The following is a 20989-nucleotide window of genomic DNA, read 5'->3' as shown; positions in this document are numbered from 1 at the left end:
AGTAAATTTTTTGACAATTTAATAATTAGGCTTATTATATCTGAAAAGAACATAGTTGTCACGCTTTTTCCTTTAATGGTTAAACGCTTTTAAGCGCTAAAGTGAAATGTATTATACTAAGTCATTCTATGCAGTGATGTTAAAATGTTGCCTATAAATTTTCACCTTTTGCCGTTTTCAAGGAACGATTGGTAATTTTCCAGTGTGAAGCATTCCAGATAGCCTCACCCTTATTAAAAAGAAGTACTTGAGGTGATTCGTGTTTAATTTCAAATTTCTCGGCAATCTCATTTGATAAGGGACGTGCGTCTTGAACAGCTAAATAATAGGTGGGTACACTTTGATCTTCCCCTGCGTATTTTTGATACTCCTTATAAGCCGCATCACTAATAGGACATGTTAAGCTATGCTTTAAAAGGAAAAATTGGTCTTCTTGTTTTAGTACATCTTCAAATTGTTCGAATGTATCAAGTTTTTTTAACATTTTCTTCCCTCCAAAAAATAAACGGTGAAGTCATTCTATCACTCCACCATTTTGGTTACAAATATTTAGATTTCTTAATGTGTTACCTTGTATTCTTCCTCTTCAAATGCTTTTTTTGCTTCTTCTAATTTTTTTCTTATCGCTAATTCATCTACAGAACCTTCTCGGCTAGCTTTAGGCGCTTCACCGATGGGAATATAATAATCATCTTCCACTATATCATCGGATGGCTTTGTTTTATTGATTAGTTGAACCGTTTTTTCTTTTAGTGTGCCAGCTTGATTGTTAAGTGTGCTACGGAGATCCTTCCCTGATTTCGGGGCTAAGAAGATTGCTGCAGCGGCACCGACTAATCCGCCGATTAGTGCTCCAAGTAAAAAACTGCTCGATGAGTCTTCCCTTTTGTTTTGGTTTGTTTCTCGCATTTCGTAATCCTTACCCATAATGAATTCCTCCCTTTTATAAATAAACTATCTTGATCTCATTCTTTTCATTTCCTCGGCATTACTCACTTGTTTTGCTTCCTTTTTGGCATTCCATTTATCTTTTAGTTCAAGGAAAACGTTACTCCATTGCACGATTTGGGAAACCTTTTCTTTGTTTTCTTCTACTTGAATTTCAAATGAATCTGTTAATTTTTTTAAAGAACCATTGAATTTATTTACTGTTGCTCCAACATCTTTTACGGCAGTGACAACACTATTTAAATTCTGTGATTTCTCCTGAATATCATCCGCAAGTGCATTTGTTTTCTGTAAAAGTTCGGTTGTTTCTTGTGTGACTCCGTCCAGCTGTTTTTCTAATCCAGTTAGTGTTTTCGCAACACTTGAAAGGGTCTCTTGGAGAGAGTTTAGTGTTTTTGCTAAATAAATCACAAGCACTAAAAACGCAATCGCGATCAACGCGACACTTAAGTATAAAATAATTTCCATTCTTATTTACCTCCGCTTTTATACCTTTATGTATTACCTATCAAATCATTCGTTAAACGTAAATAGGCATCATATACTACTTCAAGATGATTGTCTCATTTTCCTGCAAAGGTTTACAATGGTTTTTACACTAAAGTTGAATATTTATCACTTTGTAAAGGAATCAGTTACAATAGAAGATGTATATTTACATTTTTTTGTAGGAGTCGTGATAATATGAAAGACCCACGTATTGAGAAACTAGCGAAGAATTTAATTACTTACTCTGTAGACTTACAAAAGGGCGAAAAAGTCTTAATCGAAAACTTTGGCCTGCAGCGTGAGTTAGTTACAGCATTGGTGAAGGAAGCCTATCTTGCTGGCGGATATCCATTTGTTCTTCTAAAGGATCAACAAGTAGATCGAGCTCTACTACTTGGCGCACAAGAAGAACAATTCAACATGATAGCTGATTTTGAAGCAAATGTGATGAGCAATATGGATGCATACATAGGTCTTCGTTCTGGTGATAACATTAACGAACAAGCGGATGTGCCAGACGAAAAGGTAAAGATTCACGGAAGCACGATTGGTAAAAAGGTCCATCGGGATATTCGTGTTCCGAAAACCAAATGGGTCGTCCTTCGCTACCCTACCTCCAACATGGCACAGTTAGCAAAAATGAGTACTGAGGCTTTTGAGGACTTCTATTTTGATGTTTGTAATTTAGATTATGGAAAGATGGATAAAGCAATGGTCAGCCTTACCGAATTGATGAACCGTACAGACAAAGTTCGTCTCACAGGCCCTGGAACGGACCTTAGCTTCTCAATTAAGGATATCCCTGCTATTAAGTGTGCTGGTCTCGCAAATATTCCTGATGGAGAGGTTTATACTGCTCCAGTACGTGATTCCGTAAATGGTGTCATTACCTATAACACCCCATCCCCATACCAAGGGTTTACGTTTGAAAATGTAAAACTGACCTTTAAGGATGGCAAAATCATTGAGGCTGTTGCAAATGATACTGAGCGCATCAATAAAATATTTGATACGGATGAAGGGGCACGTTATGTTGGAGAGTTTGCCATCGGCGTTAATCCATACATCTTAAACCCAATGCAGGATATTTTATTTGATGAAAAAATCGCCGGTAGCTTCCACTTTACACCAGGTCAATGTTATGACGAGGCCTTTAACGGAAACAATTCAAATATTCACTGGGATATGGTGAACATTCAGCGTCCAGAATACGGCGGCGGAGAAATCTATTTCGATGATGTGTTAATTCGGAAAGACGGTCTTTTCGTTATTCCTGAGCTAGAAGGATTAAATCCTGAAAACCTAAAATAATGGGCAGCTAGTGATGACCTGTTCTCATGCAATTAAAGTAAGCTTTGGTCTTCATCCACGTTATGATGACCTGTTCTCGTGAAATTAAAGTAAGCTTTGGTCTTCATCCACGTTATGATGACCTGTTCTCATGCAATTAATTAAGTTTTGGTCTTCAGCCGCGTTATGATGACCTGTTCTTATGTAATTAAAGCAAGCTTTGGTCTTCATCCTCGATGGCCAGTTCCTTTATTTAAAAAAATCAAGGCGTGAATTCCCATTAGAATTCACGCCTTTCATCTTGTTATAGAGTTAACTGGTTTTCATAGGATTCTTGGAATTTTTGAATATCTCCTGCACCCATAAATATGATCACACTATTTTGATGTTTCTCTAGAACAGAAGTATTTTCTTCTGACAAAATTTCAGCACCTTCAATTTTTGTTTGCAGGTCGTTTATTGTCAGTTTTCCATGGTTTTCACGGGCAGAGCCGAAAATTTCACATAAATACGTCTTATCGGCAAGTCTTAAGCTTTTCGCAAAATCCTCGAGAAAAGCTTGCGTTCTCGAAAAGGTATGTGGTTGAAATACGGCTACGATTTCCCGATCTGGGTATTTTTGATTGGCTGCATCTATGGTAGCTTTAATTTCTGTTGGATGATGGGCATAATCATCAATCAAAATTTGTGACCCAATTCTTTTTTCGGTAAATCTTCTTTTCACACCTTCGAAGGTGATCAATTGTTCCTTTACAATTGAAACATCAATTTCTTCATAGTGACAGACACCAATGACAGCTAGTGCATTTAAAACACTATGCTCGCCAAAAGTAGGGATTGTAAATGTATCATAGAATGTATTACGAATAAATACATCAAAGGTCGTTCCACTAGTAGTTTTCACAAGATTTTTGGCTTGGTAATCATTTTCCTCATCAAAGCCATAAAATAAAACTGGAACTTTTGCTTGAATTTTTTGAAGCTGATCATCATCCCCGTATGCGAATATCCCCTTCTTCACTTGAACGGCCATTTCTTGAAATGCAGAGAAAACATCGTCAATATTGGCAAAATAATCAGGGTGATCGAAATCAATGTTTGTCATGATCGCATAATCAGGGAAATAGGACAAAAAGTGTCTTCTGTATTCACATGCTTCGAAAACAAAATATTTTGAGCCATCTTCGCCTTTACCCGTACCATCACCAATTAAAAACGAAGTTGGCTTTGCACCTTTAATGACATGGGCAAGCAGTCCCGTTGTAGACGTTTTACCGTGTGCACCAGTTATAGCCACACTCGTAAAGTTTTGCATAAAATCGCCTAAAAAACGGTGATAACGAATAATCGGTAACCCGAGCTTCATAGCCTCTTGAATTTCCTCATGTGTATCAGGAAATGCATTACCAGCAATAATAGTCATCCCCGGTTTAATATTTTCCTTTTGAAAGGGGAGAATCTTTATTCCTGATTGTTCAAGGGCTAGTTGAGTAAAAAAGCGCTTTTCGACATCGGAGCCTTGTACATCGAAATTCAAATCATAGAGAACTTGTGCTAATGCACTCATTCCTGACCCCTTTATACCCACAAAATGGTAAATAGTCATATAAAGAACCTCCAACCAACGTCTATCTGTAAAACAGTATATGACATCTATCTTGAAATGCTAATTTTTAATACTAAACGCCTTGGCGCTTTAACTTGCTAACGGACAAAAATCAATACGATAATCACATTTAAGTATTATAACATTGTTTATCAATAAAAACTATTTGATACCTCTTCACTTTTTATTTTTTGTTCTTGTTATCAAAAAATACGAAGATTAATTTATTGTGCCGGTATCATGCAGTGACTCTAAGTCTGACTCTGTAATCAATACTTCTCGCGGCTTACTGCCGTTAGCACTTGTAATATAACCATTGGATTCTAGCATATCCATTAGTCTTGCTGCACGGTTATAGCCGATTTTAAATCTCCTTTGTAAGCTTGAGGTTGACGCCAAACCCTGTTCAATAATAAATTCACAAGATTCATAAAAGAGCTCGTCTTCGTCCTCTGTTATCTGTGCCTTTTTTAATAGTTCCTCTTGTACAAATAAATAATCAGGCTCTCTCTGCTCTCTGACGTGTCCAACAACAAGGTCTATTTCCTCATCTGACACATAGGTTCCTTGGAGACGTACAGGTTTTGAAGAGCCATTTTCTAAAAAGAGCATATCACCTCGACCAAGTAGTTTCTCGGCACCACTTATATCGATGATAGTCCGAGAATCCACCTGTGAAGAAACAGAAAAGGCAATCCGTGTTGGGATGTTTGCTTTAATTAAACCAGTTATGACATCCACCGATGGTCTTTGCGTGGCTACAATTAAATGAATACCACACGCTCTTGCTTTTTGAGCGATTCTAGATATAGCTTCTTCCACATCTGCAGGTGACATCATCATTAAATCTGCTAATTCATCAATGATAATCACAATAAACGGAAGTTTATCAGAGTATTGTTTATGCTTCATCGCAAGTTCATTAAATTTTTTTATGTCGCGCACTCCTGTATGCGCAAATAGCTCATAGCGTCTTTCCATTTCGTCTACCGCCCATTTTAAGGCTGCCGTTGCTGCTTTTACATCTGTAATAACAGGACTAACTAAATGTGGAATTCGATTATAGGGAGCCAACTCTACCATTTTAGGATCAATCAATAGCAGCTTTAAATCATCTGGACTAGCTTTAAATAATAAACTCACTAAAATTGTGTTAATACATACACTCTTTCCTGAACCTGTTGCCCCAGCAATTAACCCATGGGGCATTTTATTTAGATCTGTTACAATCGGTTTTCCAGAAATATCTAGACCTAATATAGCAGTTAATGGCGATTCAGACTCTAGAAAAACTGGACTTTGAATAATCTCATTGATGAACACAGGTCGTGATTTTTGGTTTGGTACCTCAATTCCAATCGTATGTTTACCAGGAATCGGTGCTTCAATTCGAATATCTTTGGCTGCGAGGCTTAACTTAATATCATCACTTAAATTTGTAATCTTATTTACCTTTACCCCTGGCTCGGGTTGGACTTCAAACCGCGTAACGGCTGGACCTTGTGTGACATTGACAACACTTGCACCGACATTAAAGTTTTGTAAGGTTTGGTTTAAAAGTTCTTCTTGATATAACAGCCATGCCGTATCGTCTTCTACCAAAACCGGCGGGTTTAACAAGTTCATTTTAGGAAACTCGTATACATTTGACCCTAGTTCTATAGGTGTTTCCTCTACTAGCATTTCTTCTTTATGAACTGCTGAAACATTGGTTTCCTGTTGAATCTCATTTGGTTTATCCACAGGAGCTGTAATTTCTCTTTGCAACTCTTTCGGTTTATCCACAAGAGCCGTAATTTCACTTTGAATTTCTTTCGGTTTATCCATCAGAGCAACATCGTTTAATTTACCTGCTTGGACTTCTACTTTTGTTACCAAATCCTCTGAATCGAGTTTTACCTCTAAATTTTCTTTCGTTATTGTTTCATGTTGTAATTCTTCGGCAGGTACTGTTCTTGTTCTTTTGCGTTCTTCCCATTTTAACCTATCCTGTTTTAACATCATGACATTGAATGGAAGAGGCGAGCGTTTTGGGATGTTTAGATTTTTAGATTCTATAGTCTTTTCTTCAACCTTCGTCTCATTTACTGGTGAATCTATAACAGTCTCAATCACTTCAGATAGCCCAACTGCTGTCTCAGAAGCAGCTATTTCCGTTTCAGTATTAGACTCTGGCTCTACTGAATGGTTATCTGAACCCAATTGATATTCTATTTCATCATCAAAGAAATGGCTTAACTCATGCTCAACAACTTTTTTCTCTTTTGTCGTAGAAGGTCTGTTAAACCCAAATATAGGTGAAGGAATTTCTGTCAGCTGGAACGGTTTTTTCTGAACCGGAGGTAGAATTTTTTTATTTTCAGGCAAACTCTTCGACTCAGAACGTTTCATTTCAGGAGCTTGCTCTTGCATTTTTCGACGATTTGCTTTTTCAGACTTTTCTAAAGGAGTCTCAGATTTCAATTGGAGTTTCAGGTTTCCTTTAGGATATTGATAAGAAATTTTTGTATTTAGATGATGACTCCCCTCTATTATCTTATGTGGCAATGACCGAATCTGTTGCTTGTTATGTATGTCATATTCATCATATTCATTATCATTGTCCTTTATAAACTTTTGAAAAAAGTTTTGGATCCAGCTCAAAACTATCACTCTTTCTACTATTTCTATCACTCTATTTTAACAGGTATTAGTAAATTTTCGACAAAAAATCATAGAATAAGCCGATATATTCTACGATTGGAAATCATTACTAAAAAAGCAATCAAAAAAGACCACTTACCGTGATCCTTTTCCATCCGTATTTCGTGTCTTCCCTAAGATAAAAATCGGTTCTAGTTCTCCATCCTCATACAAGAAAGATAATGCCGTTATTGGAACGCGTCCACTCGCAAAGAAACTCATTGCCATTTGTGCTAATATATCATAACCCGAGGTGTTTTGAATATCGGCAATAATTAATACGTCTTGATGCGGAACAGCAAGGACCATAGTCCCCATGATTTTTTTCTTCATATCATTTAAAAAACCTTTATTTAATATTCTACTCGCGTCATACCCATCATTTGAATTTAGAAAGTAAAATGTATTTCCTGCTACTTGGTCCTCTTTCAATGTTGTCTTCAAGGACCTGACATTAAATAAGGCAATTTCTTTAATCCGGCTAGCCTGCCAACCTTCCTTTTCCATGATTCGTGAATCAATTAAACGGTAAGTTGTCCCCATATCATAAGCGTAATATATTTTAGTTTCTGCGGTGTGCTCATCCGTTAAAAAAGCTATACCTTCTTCGGCTTCAAGTGGAAAAGATGTGGAGCGAATAACTGGAAAAATCTTTTTCTCATGGTCTGTTAACTGGACTGTGTCCGTCATGGCCCTTAGACCTTCTTCTACATAATAAACCACTTCATCAATGGCCTTTTCTTTCTCTGAATGCCACTTTGCAACAATTCCGCCTAGTGAGATGGTGATTCCTTTTCCAATCGTTTTATTCTCAATCCGCAGTTGATCCTTTTCGCGATCATATGTGATTAGCCGATCATCACTAGCTAGACGTGATTCTAATTCTCTTTTCATTTTTATGCTATCCATTTTCATTTTAATCCCTCCATAACACTCCTCCATTGTACATGAAAAAACCTCCATCTCAAAAAAAGATGGAGGGGTAAACCTGAATTATTTCAGATTAGTAATAAATTCTTCTATTTCCTCTTGGGTTTTCCGATCTTTACTTACAAAACGGCCAAGCTCTTTTCCATTTTCAAATGCGATAAAGCTGGGGATGCCGTAAACGTCTAACTGTTGGCATAAGTCAATAAACTGATCCCTATCAACGTGAATAAAAGTAAAGTCACTGAACTTTGTTTCAATTTCTGGTAGAAAAGGTTCGATAAATCGACAATCTGAACACCAGTTTGCTGAGAACATAAATATCGTTTTTCCTCCATCACGGAGGTGTTCAAATTGTTCCATTGACGCTAAATTATTCATACTATAACAGCTCCTATTTAAAAAAATTCTCGTTATTTTCCATTTACTACTGATTTAACGATTTGGGTCATTGTTGCTGCTTCATTTTTCAAGCTGCTTGTTTTAATCAGGGTAGTAATTTTTGTTCCACCAATACCAATGGTCATTTCGTTCATATCTTCTTCTAGTTGTTTGATGATTAAATATCCAAACTGGTCGCTTTTCTTAAATTGCTCATTAATCTCAAGGTCTTTATTTTGTGCAACTGTTGATTGATAAACTACATCACTAACTTTATTTTCTTGGGGATTATTAAAAAGAATATATTTTTTTGATCCATTTTTTAAAAGTATATTATTCGGAGATTCATCTTCAATTTCGTAACCAAAGGGCAAATAAAAGTTAATATCTCCACTTTTTTTATTTGCTTTTTTTCCCTTTTCATTAAGTGCATCTTTTACTGCTTTAATCGTTTCTTTACTTTCTACTTTAAAATTTGATTTTCCACAGGCACTAAGTAAGAAAACAGCTATAAATATGATTAAAATGGCTTTAAAGAACTTCATCTTTCTTCGCCTCCTAAATACGACTAATGTCCTATCTATATCATACATTCCATAATGTAGGAAAGACAAGTTATTTGTCGATAATTAGCGACAAAACAGGAAGAACCTCACTAATATTGACGAATCTTCTATTTCTTCAAGGTTTTCTGATAGTAAAATTGTCCCACTAAGAGATTTATTATATGTGAAAACATCTCTGACCGATTAATTAGCCCATTGGTAAAGATTCCAACAGCCCCTTGATTTTTACGCACATTTTCCTTTTTAGCATAGTCATCCATAACCGGTCCAAGTTCTTCTCCTGCTCTTAATCTGTCTGCAATCTCATAAGGAAGGGGAAACCTTGCTCCACCGGCAATAATCGGCTCCATATTTTTCGACGCTAGTGCACCCCAATTACATAATAATAAACCGTGAGCGGATTCTTGCACCCCACCTTCCAGTCCGATTCCAATATCTCCATTCCCCATTTTCAATGCACCAACTGCCCGATTGATTGCTCCCTTTATGGTCTCTTCGTCTGAAAATGGCTGTTCACTTACTCCTGAGGGGATATCTAACGAAAGAAACGCCGTTTGCTGATAATGAAAAGCATTTTTGACTGCCGCAATTTTTGCAGGATTATTTGATCCAATAATTATTTTCATATTTCCGTCTCCTTTTGCACATAAAAAGAAGGCATAATCAATGCCTCCTCCTGAAAAATATTAACTGTTCGCCTTAATTGTATCTACTGTTGTTTGGTCACAAGCCTTTACAAGCTTAACAATTAATTCCTTCGCAGCAGCATAGTCATCAATATGAATCATAGAAGCATGTGTATGAATGTAGCGTGAACAAATACCAATTACACCACTTGGAACACCTTCGTTGGATTGGTGAACGCGTCCTGCGTCGGTTCCACCTTGTGAGACAAAGTATTGGTAGGGAATATTGTTTGTTTCTGCTGTATCAAGAATGAACTCTCTCATTCCACGGTGCGTCACCATTGATTTGTCCAGAATACGGAGTAATGCTCCCTTACCTAACTGACCAAATTCTGATTTACTTCCTGACATATCGTTCGCAGGGCTCGCGTCGAGTGCAAAAAAGATATCAGGATTAATCATATTAGCTGCCGTTTGTGCACCACGGAGACCCACTTCCTCCTGAACCGTTGCCCCAGAGAATAAAATGTTCGGTAAGGTTTCATCTTTTACTTCTTGCAGCAGTTCAATGGCAAGACCACAGCCGTATCGATTATCCCATGCTTTTGCAAGAATTTTCTTTGCATTCGCCATTGGTGTAAACGGACAAATTGGCAGGATTGATTGGCCAGGTCTAATTCCGATTGCTTCCGCATCTGCACGATCATCCGCACCGATATCAATCAGCATATTTTTGATATCCATCGGTTTGCTTTTCTTCGATTCATCTAATAAATGAGGTGGAATCGATCCTATGACTCCAATTACAGGTCCATTATTCGTCATTACCTGAACACGCTGAGCTAATAAGACCTGGCTCCACCAGCCTCCAAGCGGTTGGAACCTTAACATCCCATTATCCGTAATCTGCGTAACCATGAATCCTACTTCATCCATGTGGCCTGCAACCATGATTGTTGGTCCATTTTGATTGCCTTTTTTGACACCAAAAATACTACCTAATTTATCTTGGACAATTTCATCTGCGTATTGTGTTAACTGTTCTCTCATGAAATTTCTAACTAAATGCTCATTGCCGGATGCTCCTGGCAGCTCTGTTAACGTTTTAAAAAGATTCAATGTTTGTTCATTCAATGTATATATCCCCCTCAACTATGTATATATGTGTATATGTATATTTTTATATTACTGAAATTTTGCATCGCATACCAACAATTAATTTGTCTGAAGGATTTATTATGTTCTTCTTTCTAAATGAGATATACTGGAAATAAGAGCAAATTTTTTTTGGAGGTGCCTTATGAACTGGAAATCATTTATCCTTGGGGCCGCGGTCGGAGTCATTAGCGGCTATGCCGTTAAGGAAATCATTTCACAAAAAACATATGTTTCACCTGAAAAAGTATTGGAGAACGTAAAAAAACAATTTAACCAAAATGGACCCATTAGCGGCTCTTGGATACATATGGTCACTGAGCCTTTTGAAAAGCATCAAATCAAGTATCAGGTTTATAAGGGTGGCATCTCAAAGAGCAATAAGGGAGTTAATGAGCAATTTGAATTTATTGCAGACGCTTCGACCGGCACCCTTTTAGACGTAAAATCTTCAACAAATCCAGCCCTATAAAAGACAAAAGCCGTATCCTTAAGGGAACGGCTGTTTTATTCTATATGTTCACCTTATATTTCCCTCTTTATACTGTCTATAATTTCCCCATCTGCTCCCCATTTAACCGCTCGGTAAAAAGCATCATGATAAAATGTAAACCATACATTCTTATCCAAAGCATATGCACCCCATTTTTCCTTTGCAGCAATAGAGTCCATTGGGTAATCGTCAAAAGCCATCACCCATAATGGATTTTTATGAGCATGTGTCGGCATTAAGTCTGCCATATGGATGGCCATCTCGCCTTCATCCTCAATAATCAATATAGAATGTCCATTACTGTGACCGCCAGTATGGAACATACGAATGGGTCCTAAACGCCACTCTTCCTCAAAAGGAAACACTTGAGTTTCAATTTCTTCCCAATTTTCCTTCCAATATGTACTTTTTGAGCGGATATTCGGATTTCTCATCTCATCCCATTCAATTTCGGAAGTAATAATTTTGGCTTTAGGGAAGGTCGATTTATAAACTCCATCCTCCAACTTCGTCAGCCCGCCAGCATGGTCATTGTGCATATGCGTCATTAATACATAATCAATATCCTCCGGAGCTAACCCTAGTTGATGTAAAGAACCATCTACGTTAGACTCTGCTGTAACACCGAAATTACGAAGCTGTTTCTCCGATAATTTTCCCCTGCCAAGTCCAGCTTCTATTAATATATTCTTGCCATCAACTTGAACCAAGATCGGGTCTGTTGGAAGTTCAATCTGATTATTCTCGTTAGGTGGATACCTTCTCGACCATAATGGTTTGGGAACAACCCCAAACATGGTTCCACCATCTAGATTTGTTACACCACCAGACAACCAAGTAAGCTGAACATTGCCGATTTTTAACGTTTCCATCTCCTGCCCCCTTTGTCCTTTTGTTTCTAATTTTACCATATATAAAAAGGGCAGTCTTTGAAATAGACTGCCCTCCATGTTAATTTTGATATTTTACTTCACAGCGATAAATACGATTTCCCATTTCAGAGAACTTTTGCTCATATTCTGTCATAATGTTTCCTTCATATTCACTTTTGTGAAGATCAAGGCTGAGGAAAGTTAATAATAGACCATATTCAGAAAAACTCTTTAATGAATATTCAAATAAACCTTGATTATCCGTTTTAAAATGAATCTCTCCTTTATTGACCAATATGTTTTCATAAAGCTTTAAATAATCCTTATAGGTCAATCTTCTTTTTTCATGACGAGTCTTTGGCCAAGGATCGGAAAAATTCAAATAAACCCTGTCAACGTCATTTTTCTCAAAATATTTATTTAAATCACTTGCATCGACATTGAGAAGCCTTAAGTTTGGTAAATCTGCTTCAATTAATCGATCTAACGCCGCAACAATAACGGAGTCATAAATTTCGATTCCCATATAATTAATCTCAGGGTGTGCCTTTGCCATTTCAGTGATAAAGCGTCCCTTACCAGTCCCTACTTCGATATGAAGAGGCTGTTGATTAGTAAAAACTTCATGCCACTTTCCCTTATAGTTTTCCGGGTTTGCGACAATATATTGAGGATGTGCCTCTATATATTCCCTCGCCCAAGGTTTATTCCTAAGTCTCATTTTGCCACTCCTATAAATTATATTGATTTTATTATTGGTAATAATGGGGTGTCCCATTAATGTATAAACAAAAAAAGAATTCACAACCTAACTGTGAATTCTTTTTTATTTTCACTTGAAAGGGTGTACCAACATGCCATTAAGTCATCAGGACCAAGTTTCATTACTAAAAGACATTTTAAATAATCATCAAACCGATTGCTGTGGATCTGTTTCCGAATGTGAACAATTGGAACGATTAGTGAAATCTCTGATGGTTAATACACAGATTGATCAAAATGTTAAAAGCGTTTTGCAGGAGGTTTATAATTACAGTCAGCACGGAGCCCAAACAGCTGATTTGGATGAACACATTCTTTCTAATCAAGGAAATTTGTCACAATGGGTATCAAATATCGACTCGTTTTCTTAAATTACAAAAAATCATTTAAAAATGTAATCCAATTGTCCATTTCCTGAATCCTATCTTTGTTTTTGTACCATTGGATCGAAGATAGGGTTTGAAGTGCCACATACCATCTCATTCTGAGCTTTAAGTTGTCTGTTAATGGTTTCCCATACATGGCTAACCAACTATTCCAGTTATCTTCAGGGATATACCAATAAAGCAGCATACCGAGGTCAATTGCCGGGTCAGCAATCATCGCACCATCCCAGTCAATTAAATACAACTGGTTGTCTTCTGTTAACAGCCAGTTGTTATGATTGACATCACCATGACAGACCACCTTTTCATTACAGAAGACATTTTTTACCTCGTTTAATAGAAAACTCAATGTTTTCTCTACAACAGGTAACGATAATACCTCTTCATCCAATTCTCCTATTACTGATTGAAAGATGGTGTCTGGCTGTAATGGCTCCATTTCAAGCCTGCTTAACATAGCTACCATTGGTTCTGAGCGGTGAATCTTTCTAAGCATCCTTGCAACATGTTCATGATTCATATCAGAAGGCTTTAATTCACGTCCAGGCAGCCATTGCTGTGCTGTAATCACATCTCCATTTTCCAATCGTCTTGTCCAAACAAGCTTTGGGACGATTCCTTCTGCAGATAAAACTGCTAAAAATGGAGAGGAATTGCGTTTTAAAAAAAGCCTTTGATCTTTATAGCAAGCAAAAAAGGCCTCTCCCGTTTTACCCCCCGCAGGGACAATTTCCCATTCTTGTCCTAATATATGTTCCAATATTGTTCACCTTCAATGTATGCCGTTCTAAAAATGGGTCAAAAAACACCCATTTAGTAGTTATAGTAGAAAATATTATTTTGAAAAATAAAAAAAGCTATTGGATAATAGCACACAATAGCCATCTTATAAATTTTATCTCCAATTGCCTTTAGTAGTCAAGTACAACTGAACAAACTATTTTTTCGCCAAAATAGTTAGACAAACCGGTTCTAGCACGATTTCATTTCCTTGGACCCTTTGTTTGGAATAAATTTCCGCTTTCTTATCATTGGCGATTACCGTCCAGCTCCCATCAGGAATTTCGATTGTTTGTTTAGTCCTTTGAGGGTTAATCAGTAATAGTACTTCACTGAAATCCTTACCTTGATTCTTAAGGGACAATCCTATTAGTGGCGCTGGCAGTGGTAAAATATCAGTATTAGCTCGAATATCATCAGCACTTTTCATTCGGAAACAAGGTAACGCTTTCCGGATTTGAATCAATCCTTTTACATAATAAACATTGTCTATATAGAGGTGCTTCAGGTCCCAATCGAGGTGGTTAATATGATCTGGTGATTTATAACTATTTCCATCGCCTCGTTTTGTTCGGAAGAACTCCTGTCCGCTGTGTAGAAAAGGTATTCCCTGTGATAATAAAACAAGACCCGTTGCAAGCCGGTGATATTTGATATGGAATAGATGATCTAAATCAGGAAGACAAGAACCGAGTTTATCCCACATGGTGTGATTATCATGGCATTCAACATAATTCACTGATTGTGAAGGTTCGTTTAAGAGACCGCTATCTTTCTCATCAAAACCAATGCTGCCTGCAATGGTTTCGATTGCCCTTTCATGGTAATGCTCATTTCCAAGTACATACCCTTTATCATACAAATTAAAGGTATTCCCCTTGATTGTATCGCGAAATTTATCATTAAATTGACCAATATCAGGAAGCTTTGACTGATTCCGAAGGATTGCCTTCTTCTCTATTGGCAGCGGGGTATTCAGATTCCAGCCCTCACCAATAATTAAAGTTCCTTTTTGAATGCTGTCACAGGTTTTTCTAACCTCCATCATGGTATCTATATCTAAAATCCCCATCAAATCAAACCGAAATCCATCAACATGATATTCCTCCATCCAAAAACGAATGGAATCTAGGATAAATTTTTTTACCATTTTCCTTTCAGAGGCAATATCATTTCCGACTCCCGTTCCATTTGAGGGAAACCCAAGCTCATTATGGCGGAAGTAATAACCCGGCACTACTTTTTCAAAGGAAGAAGTTTCCCGAAAATAAACATGATTATAAACAACGTCCATGATCACTCTTATTCCTTGACTATGAATAGAATCGATTACTTGCTTGAGTTCAATAATTCTTGCATAGGGATCGGAAGGATTAGTTGAATATGAGCCCTCTGGTACATTGAAGTGAATCGGGTTATACCCCCAGTTATATTCCTTAGCAGGGTCTAATTCATCGACTCCTGCAAAATCATTGAAAGGCAGGAACTCAATATGAGTGATACCTAAATCCTTTACATAGGAGAGTCCTGTGGGTTCACCGTCCTTGCCTTTTGTATTTAACTCACCGGCACCAAGATAGAGTCCTTTATGTTTCACACCGCTACTAGGATGAATGGTGAAATCTCTGATATGCGTTTCGTAAATGATTGCATCGACCGGATGTTCAAAAGGAGGTAACGGTAGTTTCTCTCTACGTGTTTTCTCTAACTTTACAATAACCCCAAGCTCTCCATTCGCAGTGACTGCTCTCGTATAAGGATCAACAGATTCTCGCCATTCCTGATTTACTAGGACTAAAAATGTGTATTGATAAAGTTCTAAATCAGAGTGTACAACCGTTGACCATACACCCTTTTCTTCACGTCTCATCTTAATAATTTCTGAAAAAGTACTAGTTGGATTCCGTAATTTTAGTTTTACTTGTGTTGCAGTTGGTGCCCAGATTTTAAATTGAGTTTGATCATCCTCAGATCTTACTCCTAGGTCGTTTCCATCATAGAAAAATCGTTCATCAAATGAATTTGTCCGAATGACTGCCCCTATTTGAAGTTCGGTTTTTCCGCCATGCTCATCTAAAATCCAATAGGGATGACCAAAAGAAATTTCCTCTGACAGCCTGCAAATATATTTATTATTATCCTCAATTTGTTGTTTTTTGATAATTTGAATGGGTCTTCGCTTGTGTGATTCATCTGTAATCGAGAATGTGGAAGACAATCCCTGATGATAGGAAAGTGGAAGAAGAATCGTAATGATATCTATCTCATCTAAATAGGCTAGGAAACAACGTTCATTGGAGTACATTCGAGTTCCTCTCTTTCAAATCAGTATCTCGCATACTTCACACCCTCGTTAAAACTTTTAGCGTTTTTGTTTGAACATTTATATTTAAGGGAGTAAATCCAATATCTTCACCATCCGCATGGACAAATAAAGAGTCTGAGGATTGAATCGTAACCATTTTTCCCCTGAATGATTTCACTTCTTTGAAATGGACATGCTTTCCCCAAAATACACTGATAAAAACCAATAATAGCTTCAATCTTGATAAATTATGAACGATTGTAATATCTAAGAGACCATCATCTGGCACTGCCTCCGGAGCAATTTTCATGCCTCCTCCGTAAAAGGGTTGATTGGAAACAGTTACAAACCATGTTTGTTCAAGTATATGCCTGCTCCCGTCAATTGATAAATCAATTGTTGAGCATTTATAAGAAAAAAGCTTTTTTAGTAAAAAATACACATAAACCAGCCGGCCTAAAGATAGTTTATTTAGCCAAGCTTTCATTTTTGAACGGTTCACTTCATAGGAGACTAAAGCATCAAATCCTGCACCCATATTATTAATAAAATAATGCTCCGAATCATCCTTCATGGTAACCTTACCAATATCCATTAAAGGTGCATCTATTTCCATATGACGAAGAATAACCTCTATAGCTTCTTCTGGATTTGTGGGGATGTGAAAGCCTCGTGAAAAATCATTACCTGAACCACCAGGCACAAATCCAAGAGTAATATTGTTATATTTTACAATTCCATTCATTACTTCGTTAATGGTTCCGTCGCCGCCAACGGCAATAATGACTTTTTGCTCATTATTACTTTTGGCAATTTGTGCAGCTAGTTTGATTGCATGACCATGGTATTCAGAAAAGAAAGCCAGGTAAGGGATATTGTCATCTATTAGTTTTGATTCGACTTTTTTCCAGACATTTAAACAGTATCCATTTCTAGCTTTTGGATTGATAATAAAATAAATTTGTTTCATACAACCAACCTTTAACGTTATATTCTCTTTTCATTCTAAGTGGTATATTTCTTTTACCTCATATTTTGGTGTTTTATCTAGATGAGTTTGGTATAAAACTACTTCATATGCTTTAAAAATAATCGGTTCTGGCTGAAGTTCATTCCAAACATCAAGAAGTTTTTTATGAAAATGTTGATCTCCTGTCCACTTTCGGGCAAGGGTAATATGAGATTTAAAAGGTCTGGTTTCGAGTTCGAAATCAGCTTCTAAGCATGCATTAAACACTTTGCTCCTAACTACCTGTAATTCGTTACTTTCCTTCGTATCCACCCAAAAGATACGAGGTGATTCCACTTTCCCGAAGATTCCAAGCTTGTTAATTTCTAATGGAATTCCCTTTGATTCGTGCAATGCTTCGTGAACATTTTCTATCGCACTGGATAGTTTTTCAGAAGGAGCATTGCCTAGGAATGCTAGTGTAATATGCAAATCCTCATGGTGAACCCAGCGATTAAATGGAAAAAGTTCTTTTAACTTCTCACTATTTTTTTTCATGATTAATTTTGTTTCTTCCGGAATTTTTATAGCGAAAAAATAATGTGTTTGCTGATTCATTCTTATCATTCCTTTTCTTATTTTAGACTATTTTTTACAACTTGTATGTATTTTAAAGACTGCAAATCGCTTCATTTTTTTACAAAAAAATGTGCACCAGACTCCTTTCATCTGCTGCACATTTTTATATTACTTATCTAACCAGGACACCACATTGTTTCTCAATTTCTTTTTCAAATAGCTCCTGCAATTTTTTGGTGATTGGGCCTGGAACTCCTTCTCGAATCTTCTTACCGTTTATCCCAATAATCGGCGTCACTTCCGCTGTTGTACTTGATAAGAATACCTCTTCTGCTTCATCAAGTTCTGCTAAAGAAAATGTCCGCTCAATAACAGGGATATTATTTTTTATACAAAGGTCCAAAATAACATCTTTTGTAATTCCCTTTAGTATTAAGTTGTTCGATTCATGTGTTATGACCGTCCCATTTTTCACGATAAAAATATTAGATGAACTGCCTTCTGTGACATCTTGACCACGGTGCTGTATGGCTTCAAAACATCCCTGCTCACTTGCCTTTTGTTTAGCCAATAGATTGCCTAATAAATTTAAACTTTTAATATCACAGCGAAGCCAGCGAATATCCTCCGTCAAAATTGCCCTTACTCCTGTTTTCAAGTTGTCGAGCGGTCTAACTCCCTTAATCGTATAGGCCACAAGTGTAGGAGGGACATTACCAGTTGGAAAAACGTGATTTCGAGGTGCAATCCCTCGGGTAACCTGCATATAAATATTGCCTGTTACAAGATTATTTTTTATAAGAAGATTTCTTAACAGGTCAGTTAATTGCTCACTCGTATATTTCAATGAAATTCCGATACTTTCAGCACTTTTAACGAATCTTTTTAGATGTTCAGCTAACGTAAACATTTTTCCATTATAAACACGAATTACTTCGTAAACTCCATCACCAAACTGATATCCACGATCTTCTACATCTACCTTGGCTTCTGACCGTTCAATTATTTCCCCGTTCAATAAAGCAAATTCCATTCTTACACTCCCCTTTGGTTTTATTACTTGGCTAATTCATAAATTGCCTGTGCATAAATTGCCGTTGCTTTCAATAAATCGTCGATTTCGATATATTCATCTTTTTGATGGGCAATATCGGGTCTCCCTGGAAATAAGGGACCAAATGCCACTCCAGCTTTTAAGGATCTTGCGTAGGTTCCTCCGCCAATTGCAATCAATTCAGCCTTTTCACCAGTTTGTTCTTCATAAACCTTTTTTAAGGCTTGGATCAAGAATTCATTCTCGTCCACGTGATGTGGTTTTGTATCTTTGAATTTTGAAATGGAAAATCCTTCTTTTAGCAAAAGTTCATCGAGCTTTTCTTTTGTAGTCTCCATATTGTTTGTGACTGGATATCTGCAAGTCATCCCAATGCTGCCGCCAGATTCAGGAGAATAAGAAAGCTTCCCAGGGTTGATCGTTAACTCACCAGAAATATCATCTGAGTACGCTACCCCTAGGTTCACACCTCTGGAATCATTAAAGAAATAGCCGGAAACAAATTTGAAATAAAGTGCAGCCATATCGTCTAGTTCTAATTTTGACAGGAATTCTGCTAGAAATAATCCCGCATTTATTCCGTTTTTCGGTTCCATCCCATGAGCAGAAACGCCTTTCACTTCAAGTATGAGGTCCCCTTTTTCAACATAAGAGCTGTGTTCTAATTTATTTTGCTTCATAAAATCTGTGTATCTTTGGACAACTTCCGTTTGACTTCCTTTAATGCATAAGGTTGCCGTTGCAAAATCCGGAACCATATTGTATCTTTGACCGGATGTAAAAGTAAGAACTTCAACATTCGCTGTTCCCGTTTCTGTGATAGACTTTTGCTGCGTCATATCCAAATCAGCAATTCCTTTTTCAGCATTAATAATAGGAAAATCTGCGTCAGGTGCGAAGCCTAAGGTTGGCATTTCTTCTTCTTTAAAATAATGCTCCACACAACGCCAATCGCTTTCTTCATCCGTACCAATAATCATTCTGATCCGTTTATTTATCGGCAGGCCAAGTTCCTTTACTATTTTCATTGCATAATAAGCTCCCATGGTCGGACCCTTATCATCAATCGCCCCACGGGCAAATATTTTTCCATCGCGAATTTCAGCCGCAAAAGGATCACTAGCCCAACCGTCACCTTCTGGAACAACATCAACATGGCAGAGGATACCGAGCAACTCTTCCCCTTCACCAAATTCCAAATGACCTGCTAAATTACCAACATTCTTGGGAGTGAACCCGTCCTTTTCACCAAGAGTAAGCATGAAATCTAATGCTTCTTTCACCCTTTTGCCAAGCGGGGCATCAGGAAAAGTATTTTCCTCGTCTAAAAGACTTTTAATATGTAACAATTTCTGTGTATCTCTCAAGAGATCATCTTTTCTCTTTTCTACTTCACCCATCCAATTAATCTTTGACAATGGTTTACTCCTCCTAAATACTTGAATTGGTTAAATATACCTTTGCCAATATCTTATCAATTTTCCAACTAAAAACGAAATGATTTTCAAATTCTTGTCCTATTATTAATTTACGAAAAATTCAACTAATTTGTCATAATCTTAACATTTACACCCATAGACTATAGTAAGAATCATGAAAGGGAGGAGAAAAAACGAACAATTATTGTTAAGTAGTTATGTTTTTTATGTAAATTATACGCTAATGGTGGAAATTTTCAGAAATTGTGGGTACAATATATCTAAGTCATCAAGGATATCCACTGCAACTATTTATTAATAAAGGAGTTGTCTGCGGAAAGAAAATTACATACTAATCTAAGAGGCTGTCGGTAGCAGGATATTGCCATAGGTTTGAAAAAAGGATAGGGAGTGGTTCTTTGAAACCTTCGACTAACCGGATGTTAAACCGCATCAAATGTATCTACATGTTTATTCGTAATAAAGGCACAGTCACGACGCAAGAACTTGTAGAGGAATTTGGTATCACTCCTCGCACCATACAACGAGATTTAAATGTTTTAGCCTATAATGACTTGGTAATAAGCCCAAGCCGCGGAAAATGGACCATAACACAAAAGAAAGTAAAAATGTCTTCTTAAAATATGAATAAACAGCTATGACAAACAAGCACGCGATAAACTCGCGTGCTTGTTTGCTTTTATTTAAAGGCTCTTTTCTT

At 37.1% G+C, this 20989-nt stretch carries 22 protein-coding genes; 4 read left to right on the top strand and 18 right to left on the bottom strand.

Translation table 11 applies throughout. The annotated features are described in order from the left end of the window. Window positions 1–151: 151 nt before the first annotated feature. The 3 genes from ytxJ to J2Y03_RS13915 form a co-directional block, all read right to left on the bottom strand. Window positions 152–484, bottom strand: coding sequence for a bacillithiol system redox-active protein YtxJ (gene ytxJ / locus J2Y03_RS13925; protein WP_132093264.1), 333 nt, complete (start codon window positions 482–484; stop codon window positions 152–154). A 74-nt stretch (window positions 485–558) separates the two neighbouring features. Further along, window positions 559–927 carry a YtxH domain-containing protein gene (locus J2Y03_RS13920; RefSeq protein ID WP_396954211.1) on the bottom strand — a complete coding sequence of 123 codons (369 nt, stop codon included), beginning with the start codon at window positions 925–927 and terminating at the stop codon, window positions 559–561. A gap of 27 nt (window positions 928–954) precedes the next feature. Next, window positions 955–1416, bottom strand: a complete 462-nt coding sequence (locus J2Y03_RS13915; RefSeq protein WP_132093267.1) for a DUF948 domain-containing protein — start codon at window positions 1414–1416, stop codon at window positions 955–957. A gap of 216 nt (window positions 1417–1632) precedes the next feature. Between J2Y03_RS13915 and J2Y03_RS13910 the strand changes: the two genes are divergently transcribed. Continuing rightward, window positions 1633–2748 (top strand): aminopeptidase, encoded by a 1116-nt coding sequence (locus tag J2Y03_RS13910; RefSeq protein ID WP_310195088.1) that lies wholly within the window; start codon window positions 1633–1635, stop codon window positions 2746–2748. A 283-nt stretch (window positions 2749–3031) separates the two neighbouring features. Here the strand turns inward: J2Y03_RS13910 and murC are convergent, their stop codons facing one another. From murC to J2Y03_RS13875, 7 genes are all read right to left on the bottom strand, one after another. Continuing rightward, entirely contained in the window at window positions 3032–4333 is a 1302-nt protein-coding gene (gene murC / locus J2Y03_RS13905) for a UDP-N-acetylmuramate--L-alanine ligase (protein WP_310195085.1), read from the bottom strand. 219 nt (window positions 4334–4552) lie between these two features. Further along, window positions 4553–6976 (bottom strand): DNA translocase FtsK, encoded by a 2424-nt coding sequence (locus J2Y03_RS13900; RefSeq protein WP_310195082.1) that lies wholly within the window; start codon window positions 6974–6976, stop codon window positions 4553–4555. A gap of 135 nt (window positions 6977–7111) precedes the next feature. Then, window positions 7112–7930: a DUF1444 domain-containing protein gene (locus J2Y03_RS13895; protein ID WP_165903143.1), complete on the bottom strand. Its 819-nt coding sequence runs from the start codon at window positions 7928–7930 to the stop codon at window positions 7112–7114. 78 nt (window positions 7931–8008) lie between these two features. Then, the gene (locus tag J2Y03_RS13890; RefSeq protein ID WP_132093279.1) at window positions 8009–8323 is read right to left on the bottom strand and encodes a thioredoxin family protein; all 315 of its coding nucleotides are present in this window, start codon (window positions 8321–8323) and stop codon (window positions 8009–8011) included. 32 nt (window positions 8324–8355) lie between these two features. Next, entirely contained in the window at window positions 8356–8868 is a 513-nt protein-coding gene (locus J2Y03_RS13885) for a hypothetical protein (RefSeq protein WP_132093282.1), read from the bottom strand. A gap of 128 nt (window positions 8869–8996) precedes the next feature. Next, window positions 8997–9515, bottom strand: coding sequence for a DUF84 family protein (locus J2Y03_RS13880; RefSeq protein WP_132093285.1), 519 nt, complete (start codon window positions 9513–9515; stop codon window positions 8997–8999). Window positions 9516–9575: 60 nt separating this feature from the next. Next, entirely contained in the window at window positions 9576–10649 is a 1074-nt protein-coding gene (locus J2Y03_RS13875) for a M42 family metallopeptidase (protein WP_132093288.1), read from the bottom strand. Between the two features lie 166 nt (window positions 10650–10815). Between J2Y03_RS13875 and J2Y03_RS13870 the strand changes: the two genes are divergently transcribed. Beyond that, on the top strand, window positions 10816–11142 hold the full coding sequence (locus J2Y03_RS13870) for a PepSY domain-containing protein (protein ID WP_132093291.1): 327 nt from the start codon (window positions 10816–10818) through the stop codon (window positions 11140–11142). 53 nt (window positions 11143–11195) lie between these two features. Here J2Y03_RS13870 and J2Y03_RS13865 read toward each other — a convergent pair whose 3' ends face one another. Next, on the bottom strand, window positions 11196–12035 hold the full coding sequence (locus J2Y03_RS13865; RefSeq protein WP_310195508.1) for a YtnP family quorum-quenching lactonase: 840 nt from the start codon (window positions 12033–12035) through the stop codon (window positions 11196–11198). 79 nt (window positions 12036–12114) lie between these two features. Further along, window positions 12115–12756, bottom strand: coding sequence for a tRNA (guanosine(46)-N7)-methyltransferase TrmB (gene trmB / locus J2Y03_RS13860; protein ID WP_310195075.1), 642 nt, complete (start codon window positions 12754–12756; stop codon window positions 12115–12117). 133 nt (window positions 12757–12889) lie between these two features. On the opposite strand from trmB, the gene J2Y03_RS13855 reads away from it, so the two are divergent. Next, window positions 12890–13168, top strand: coding sequence for a YtzH-like family protein (locus tag J2Y03_RS13855; RefSeq protein WP_132093300.1), 279 nt, complete (start codon window positions 12890–12892; stop codon window positions 13166–13168). A 1-nt stretch (window position 13169) separates the two neighbouring features. Here the strand turns inward: J2Y03_RS13855 and J2Y03_RS13850 are convergent, their stop codons facing one another. From J2Y03_RS13850 to pepV, 6 genes are all read right to left on the bottom strand, one after another. Next, window positions 13170–13943 carry a phosphotransferase family protein gene (locus J2Y03_RS13850; RefSeq protein ID WP_310195073.1) on the bottom strand — a complete coding sequence of 258 codons (774 nt, stop codon included), beginning with the start codon at window positions 13941–13943 and terminating at the stop codon, window positions 13170–13172. Between the two features lie 177 nt (window positions 13944–14120). Beyond that, window positions 14121–16268 carry a type I pullulanase gene (gene pulA / locus J2Y03_RS13845; protein WP_310195070.1) on the bottom strand — a complete coding sequence of 716 codons (2148 nt, stop codon included), beginning with the start codon at window positions 16266–16268 and terminating at the stop codon, window positions 14121–14123. 37 nt (window positions 16269–16305) lie between these two features. After that, on the bottom strand, window positions 16306–17238 hold the full coding sequence (locus J2Y03_RS13840) for a diacylglycerol/lipid kinase family protein (RefSeq protein ID WP_310195069.1): 933 nt from the start codon (window positions 17236–17238) through the stop codon (window positions 16306–16308). Window positions 17239–17268: 30 nt separating this feature from the next. Continuing rightward, window positions 17269–17835 carry an RNA 2',3'-cyclic phosphodiesterase gene (gene thpR / locus J2Y03_RS13835; RefSeq protein ID WP_310195067.1) on the bottom strand — a complete coding sequence of 189 codons (567 nt, stop codon included), beginning with the start codon at window positions 17833–17835 and terminating at the stop codon, window positions 17269–17271. A gap of 133 nt (window positions 17836–17968) precedes the next feature. After that, on the bottom strand, window positions 17969–18829 hold the full coding sequence (gene dat / locus J2Y03_RS13830; protein ID WP_310195064.1) for a D-amino-acid transaminase: 861 nt from the start codon (window positions 18827–18829) through the stop codon (window positions 17969–17971). A 23-nt stretch (window positions 18830–18852) separates the two neighbouring features. After that, on the bottom strand, window positions 18853–20268 hold the full coding sequence (gene pepV, locus J2Y03_RS13825) for a dipeptidase PepV (RefSeq protein WP_310195062.1): 1416 nt from the start codon (window positions 20266–20268) through the stop codon (window positions 18853–18855). Window positions 20269–20687: 419 nt separating this feature from the next. Here pepV and J2Y03_RS13820 point away from each other — a divergent pair, with 419 nt between their 5' ends. Next, on the top strand, window positions 20688–20909 hold the full coding sequence (locus J2Y03_RS13820; RefSeq protein ID WP_081954676.1) for a DeoR family transcriptional regulator: 222 nt from the start codon (window positions 20688–20690) through the stop codon (window positions 20907–20909). The last annotated feature ends 80 nt before the right edge of the window (window positions 20910–20989 follow it).

It is taken from the genome of Neobacillus niacini, assembly GCF_031457145.1.
Classification (GTDB): domain Bacteria; phylum Bacillota; class Bacilli; order Bacillales; family Cytobacillaceae; genus Neobacillus; species Neobacillus niacini_J.
Note: the sequence above shows the minus strand (reverse complement) of the source record. Positions and strands in the feature narration are given on the sequence as shown.

Bases quoted from the DNA above. Each gene is read 5' to 3' on its own strand.
- ytxJ (WP_132093264.1), bottom strand. From the start codon at position 484: ATGTTAAAAAAACTTGATACATTCGAACAATTTGAAGATGTACTAAAA.
- J2Y03_RS13920 (WP_396954211.1), bottom strand. From the start codon at position 927: ATGGGTAAGGATTACGAAATGCGAGAAACAAACCAAAACAAAAGGGAA.
- J2Y03_RS13915 (WP_132093267.1), bottom strand. From the start codon at position 1,416: ATGGAAATTATTTTATACTTAAGTGTCGCGTTGATCGCGATTGCGTTT.
- J2Y03_RS13910 (WP_310195088.1), top strand. From the start codon at position 1,633: ATGAAAGACCCACGTATTGAGAAACTAGCGAAGAATTTAATTACTTAC.
- murC (WP_310195085.1), bottom strand. From the start codon at position 4,333: ATGACTATTTACCATTTTGTGGGTATAAAGGGGTCAGGAATGAGTGCA.
- J2Y03_RS13895 (WP_165903143.1), bottom strand. From the start codon at position 7,930: ATGAAAATGGATAGCATAAAAATGAAAAGAGAATTAGAATCACGTCTA.
- J2Y03_RS13890 (WP_132093279.1), bottom strand. From the start codon at position 8,323: ATGAATAATTTAGCGTCAATGGAACAATTTGAACACCTCCGTGATGGA.
- J2Y03_RS13885 (WP_132093282.1), bottom strand. From the start codon at position 8,868: ATGAAGTTCTTTAAAGCCATTTTAATCATATTTATAGCTGTTTTCTTA.
- J2Y03_RS13880 (WP_132093285.1), bottom strand. From the start codon at position 9,515: ATGAAAATAATTATTGGATCAAATAATCCTGCAAAAATTGCGGCAGTC.
- J2Y03_RS13870 (WP_132093291.1), top strand. From the start codon at position 10,816: ATGAACTGGAAATCATTTATCCTTGGGGCCGCGGTCGGAGTCATTAGC.
- J2Y03_RS13865 (WP_310195508.1), bottom strand. From the start codon at position 12,035: ATGGAAACGTTAAAAATCGGCAATGTTCAGCTTACTTGGTTGTCTGGT.
- trmB (WP_310195075.1), bottom strand. From the start codon at position 12,756: ATGAGACTTAGGAATAAACCTTGGGCGAGGGAATATATAGAGGCACAT.
- J2Y03_RS13855 (WP_132093300.1), top strand. From the start codon at position 12,890: ATGCCATTAAGTCATCAGGACCAAGTTTCATTACTAAAAGACATTTTA.
- pulA (WP_310195070.1), bottom strand. From the start codon at position 16,268: ATGTACTCCAATGAACGTTGTTTCCTAGCCTATTTAGATGAGATAGAT.
- J2Y03_RS13840 (WP_310195069.1), bottom strand. From the start codon at position 17,238: ATGAAACAAATTTATTTTATTATCAATCCAAAAGCTAGAAATGGATAC.
- thpR (WP_310195067.1), bottom strand. From the start codon at position 17,835: ATGAATCAGCAAACACATTATTTTTTCGCTATAAAAATTCCGGAAGAA.
- dat (WP_310195064.1), bottom strand. From the start codon at position 18,829: ATGGAATTTGCTTTATTGAACGGGGAAATAATTGAACGGTCAGAAGCC.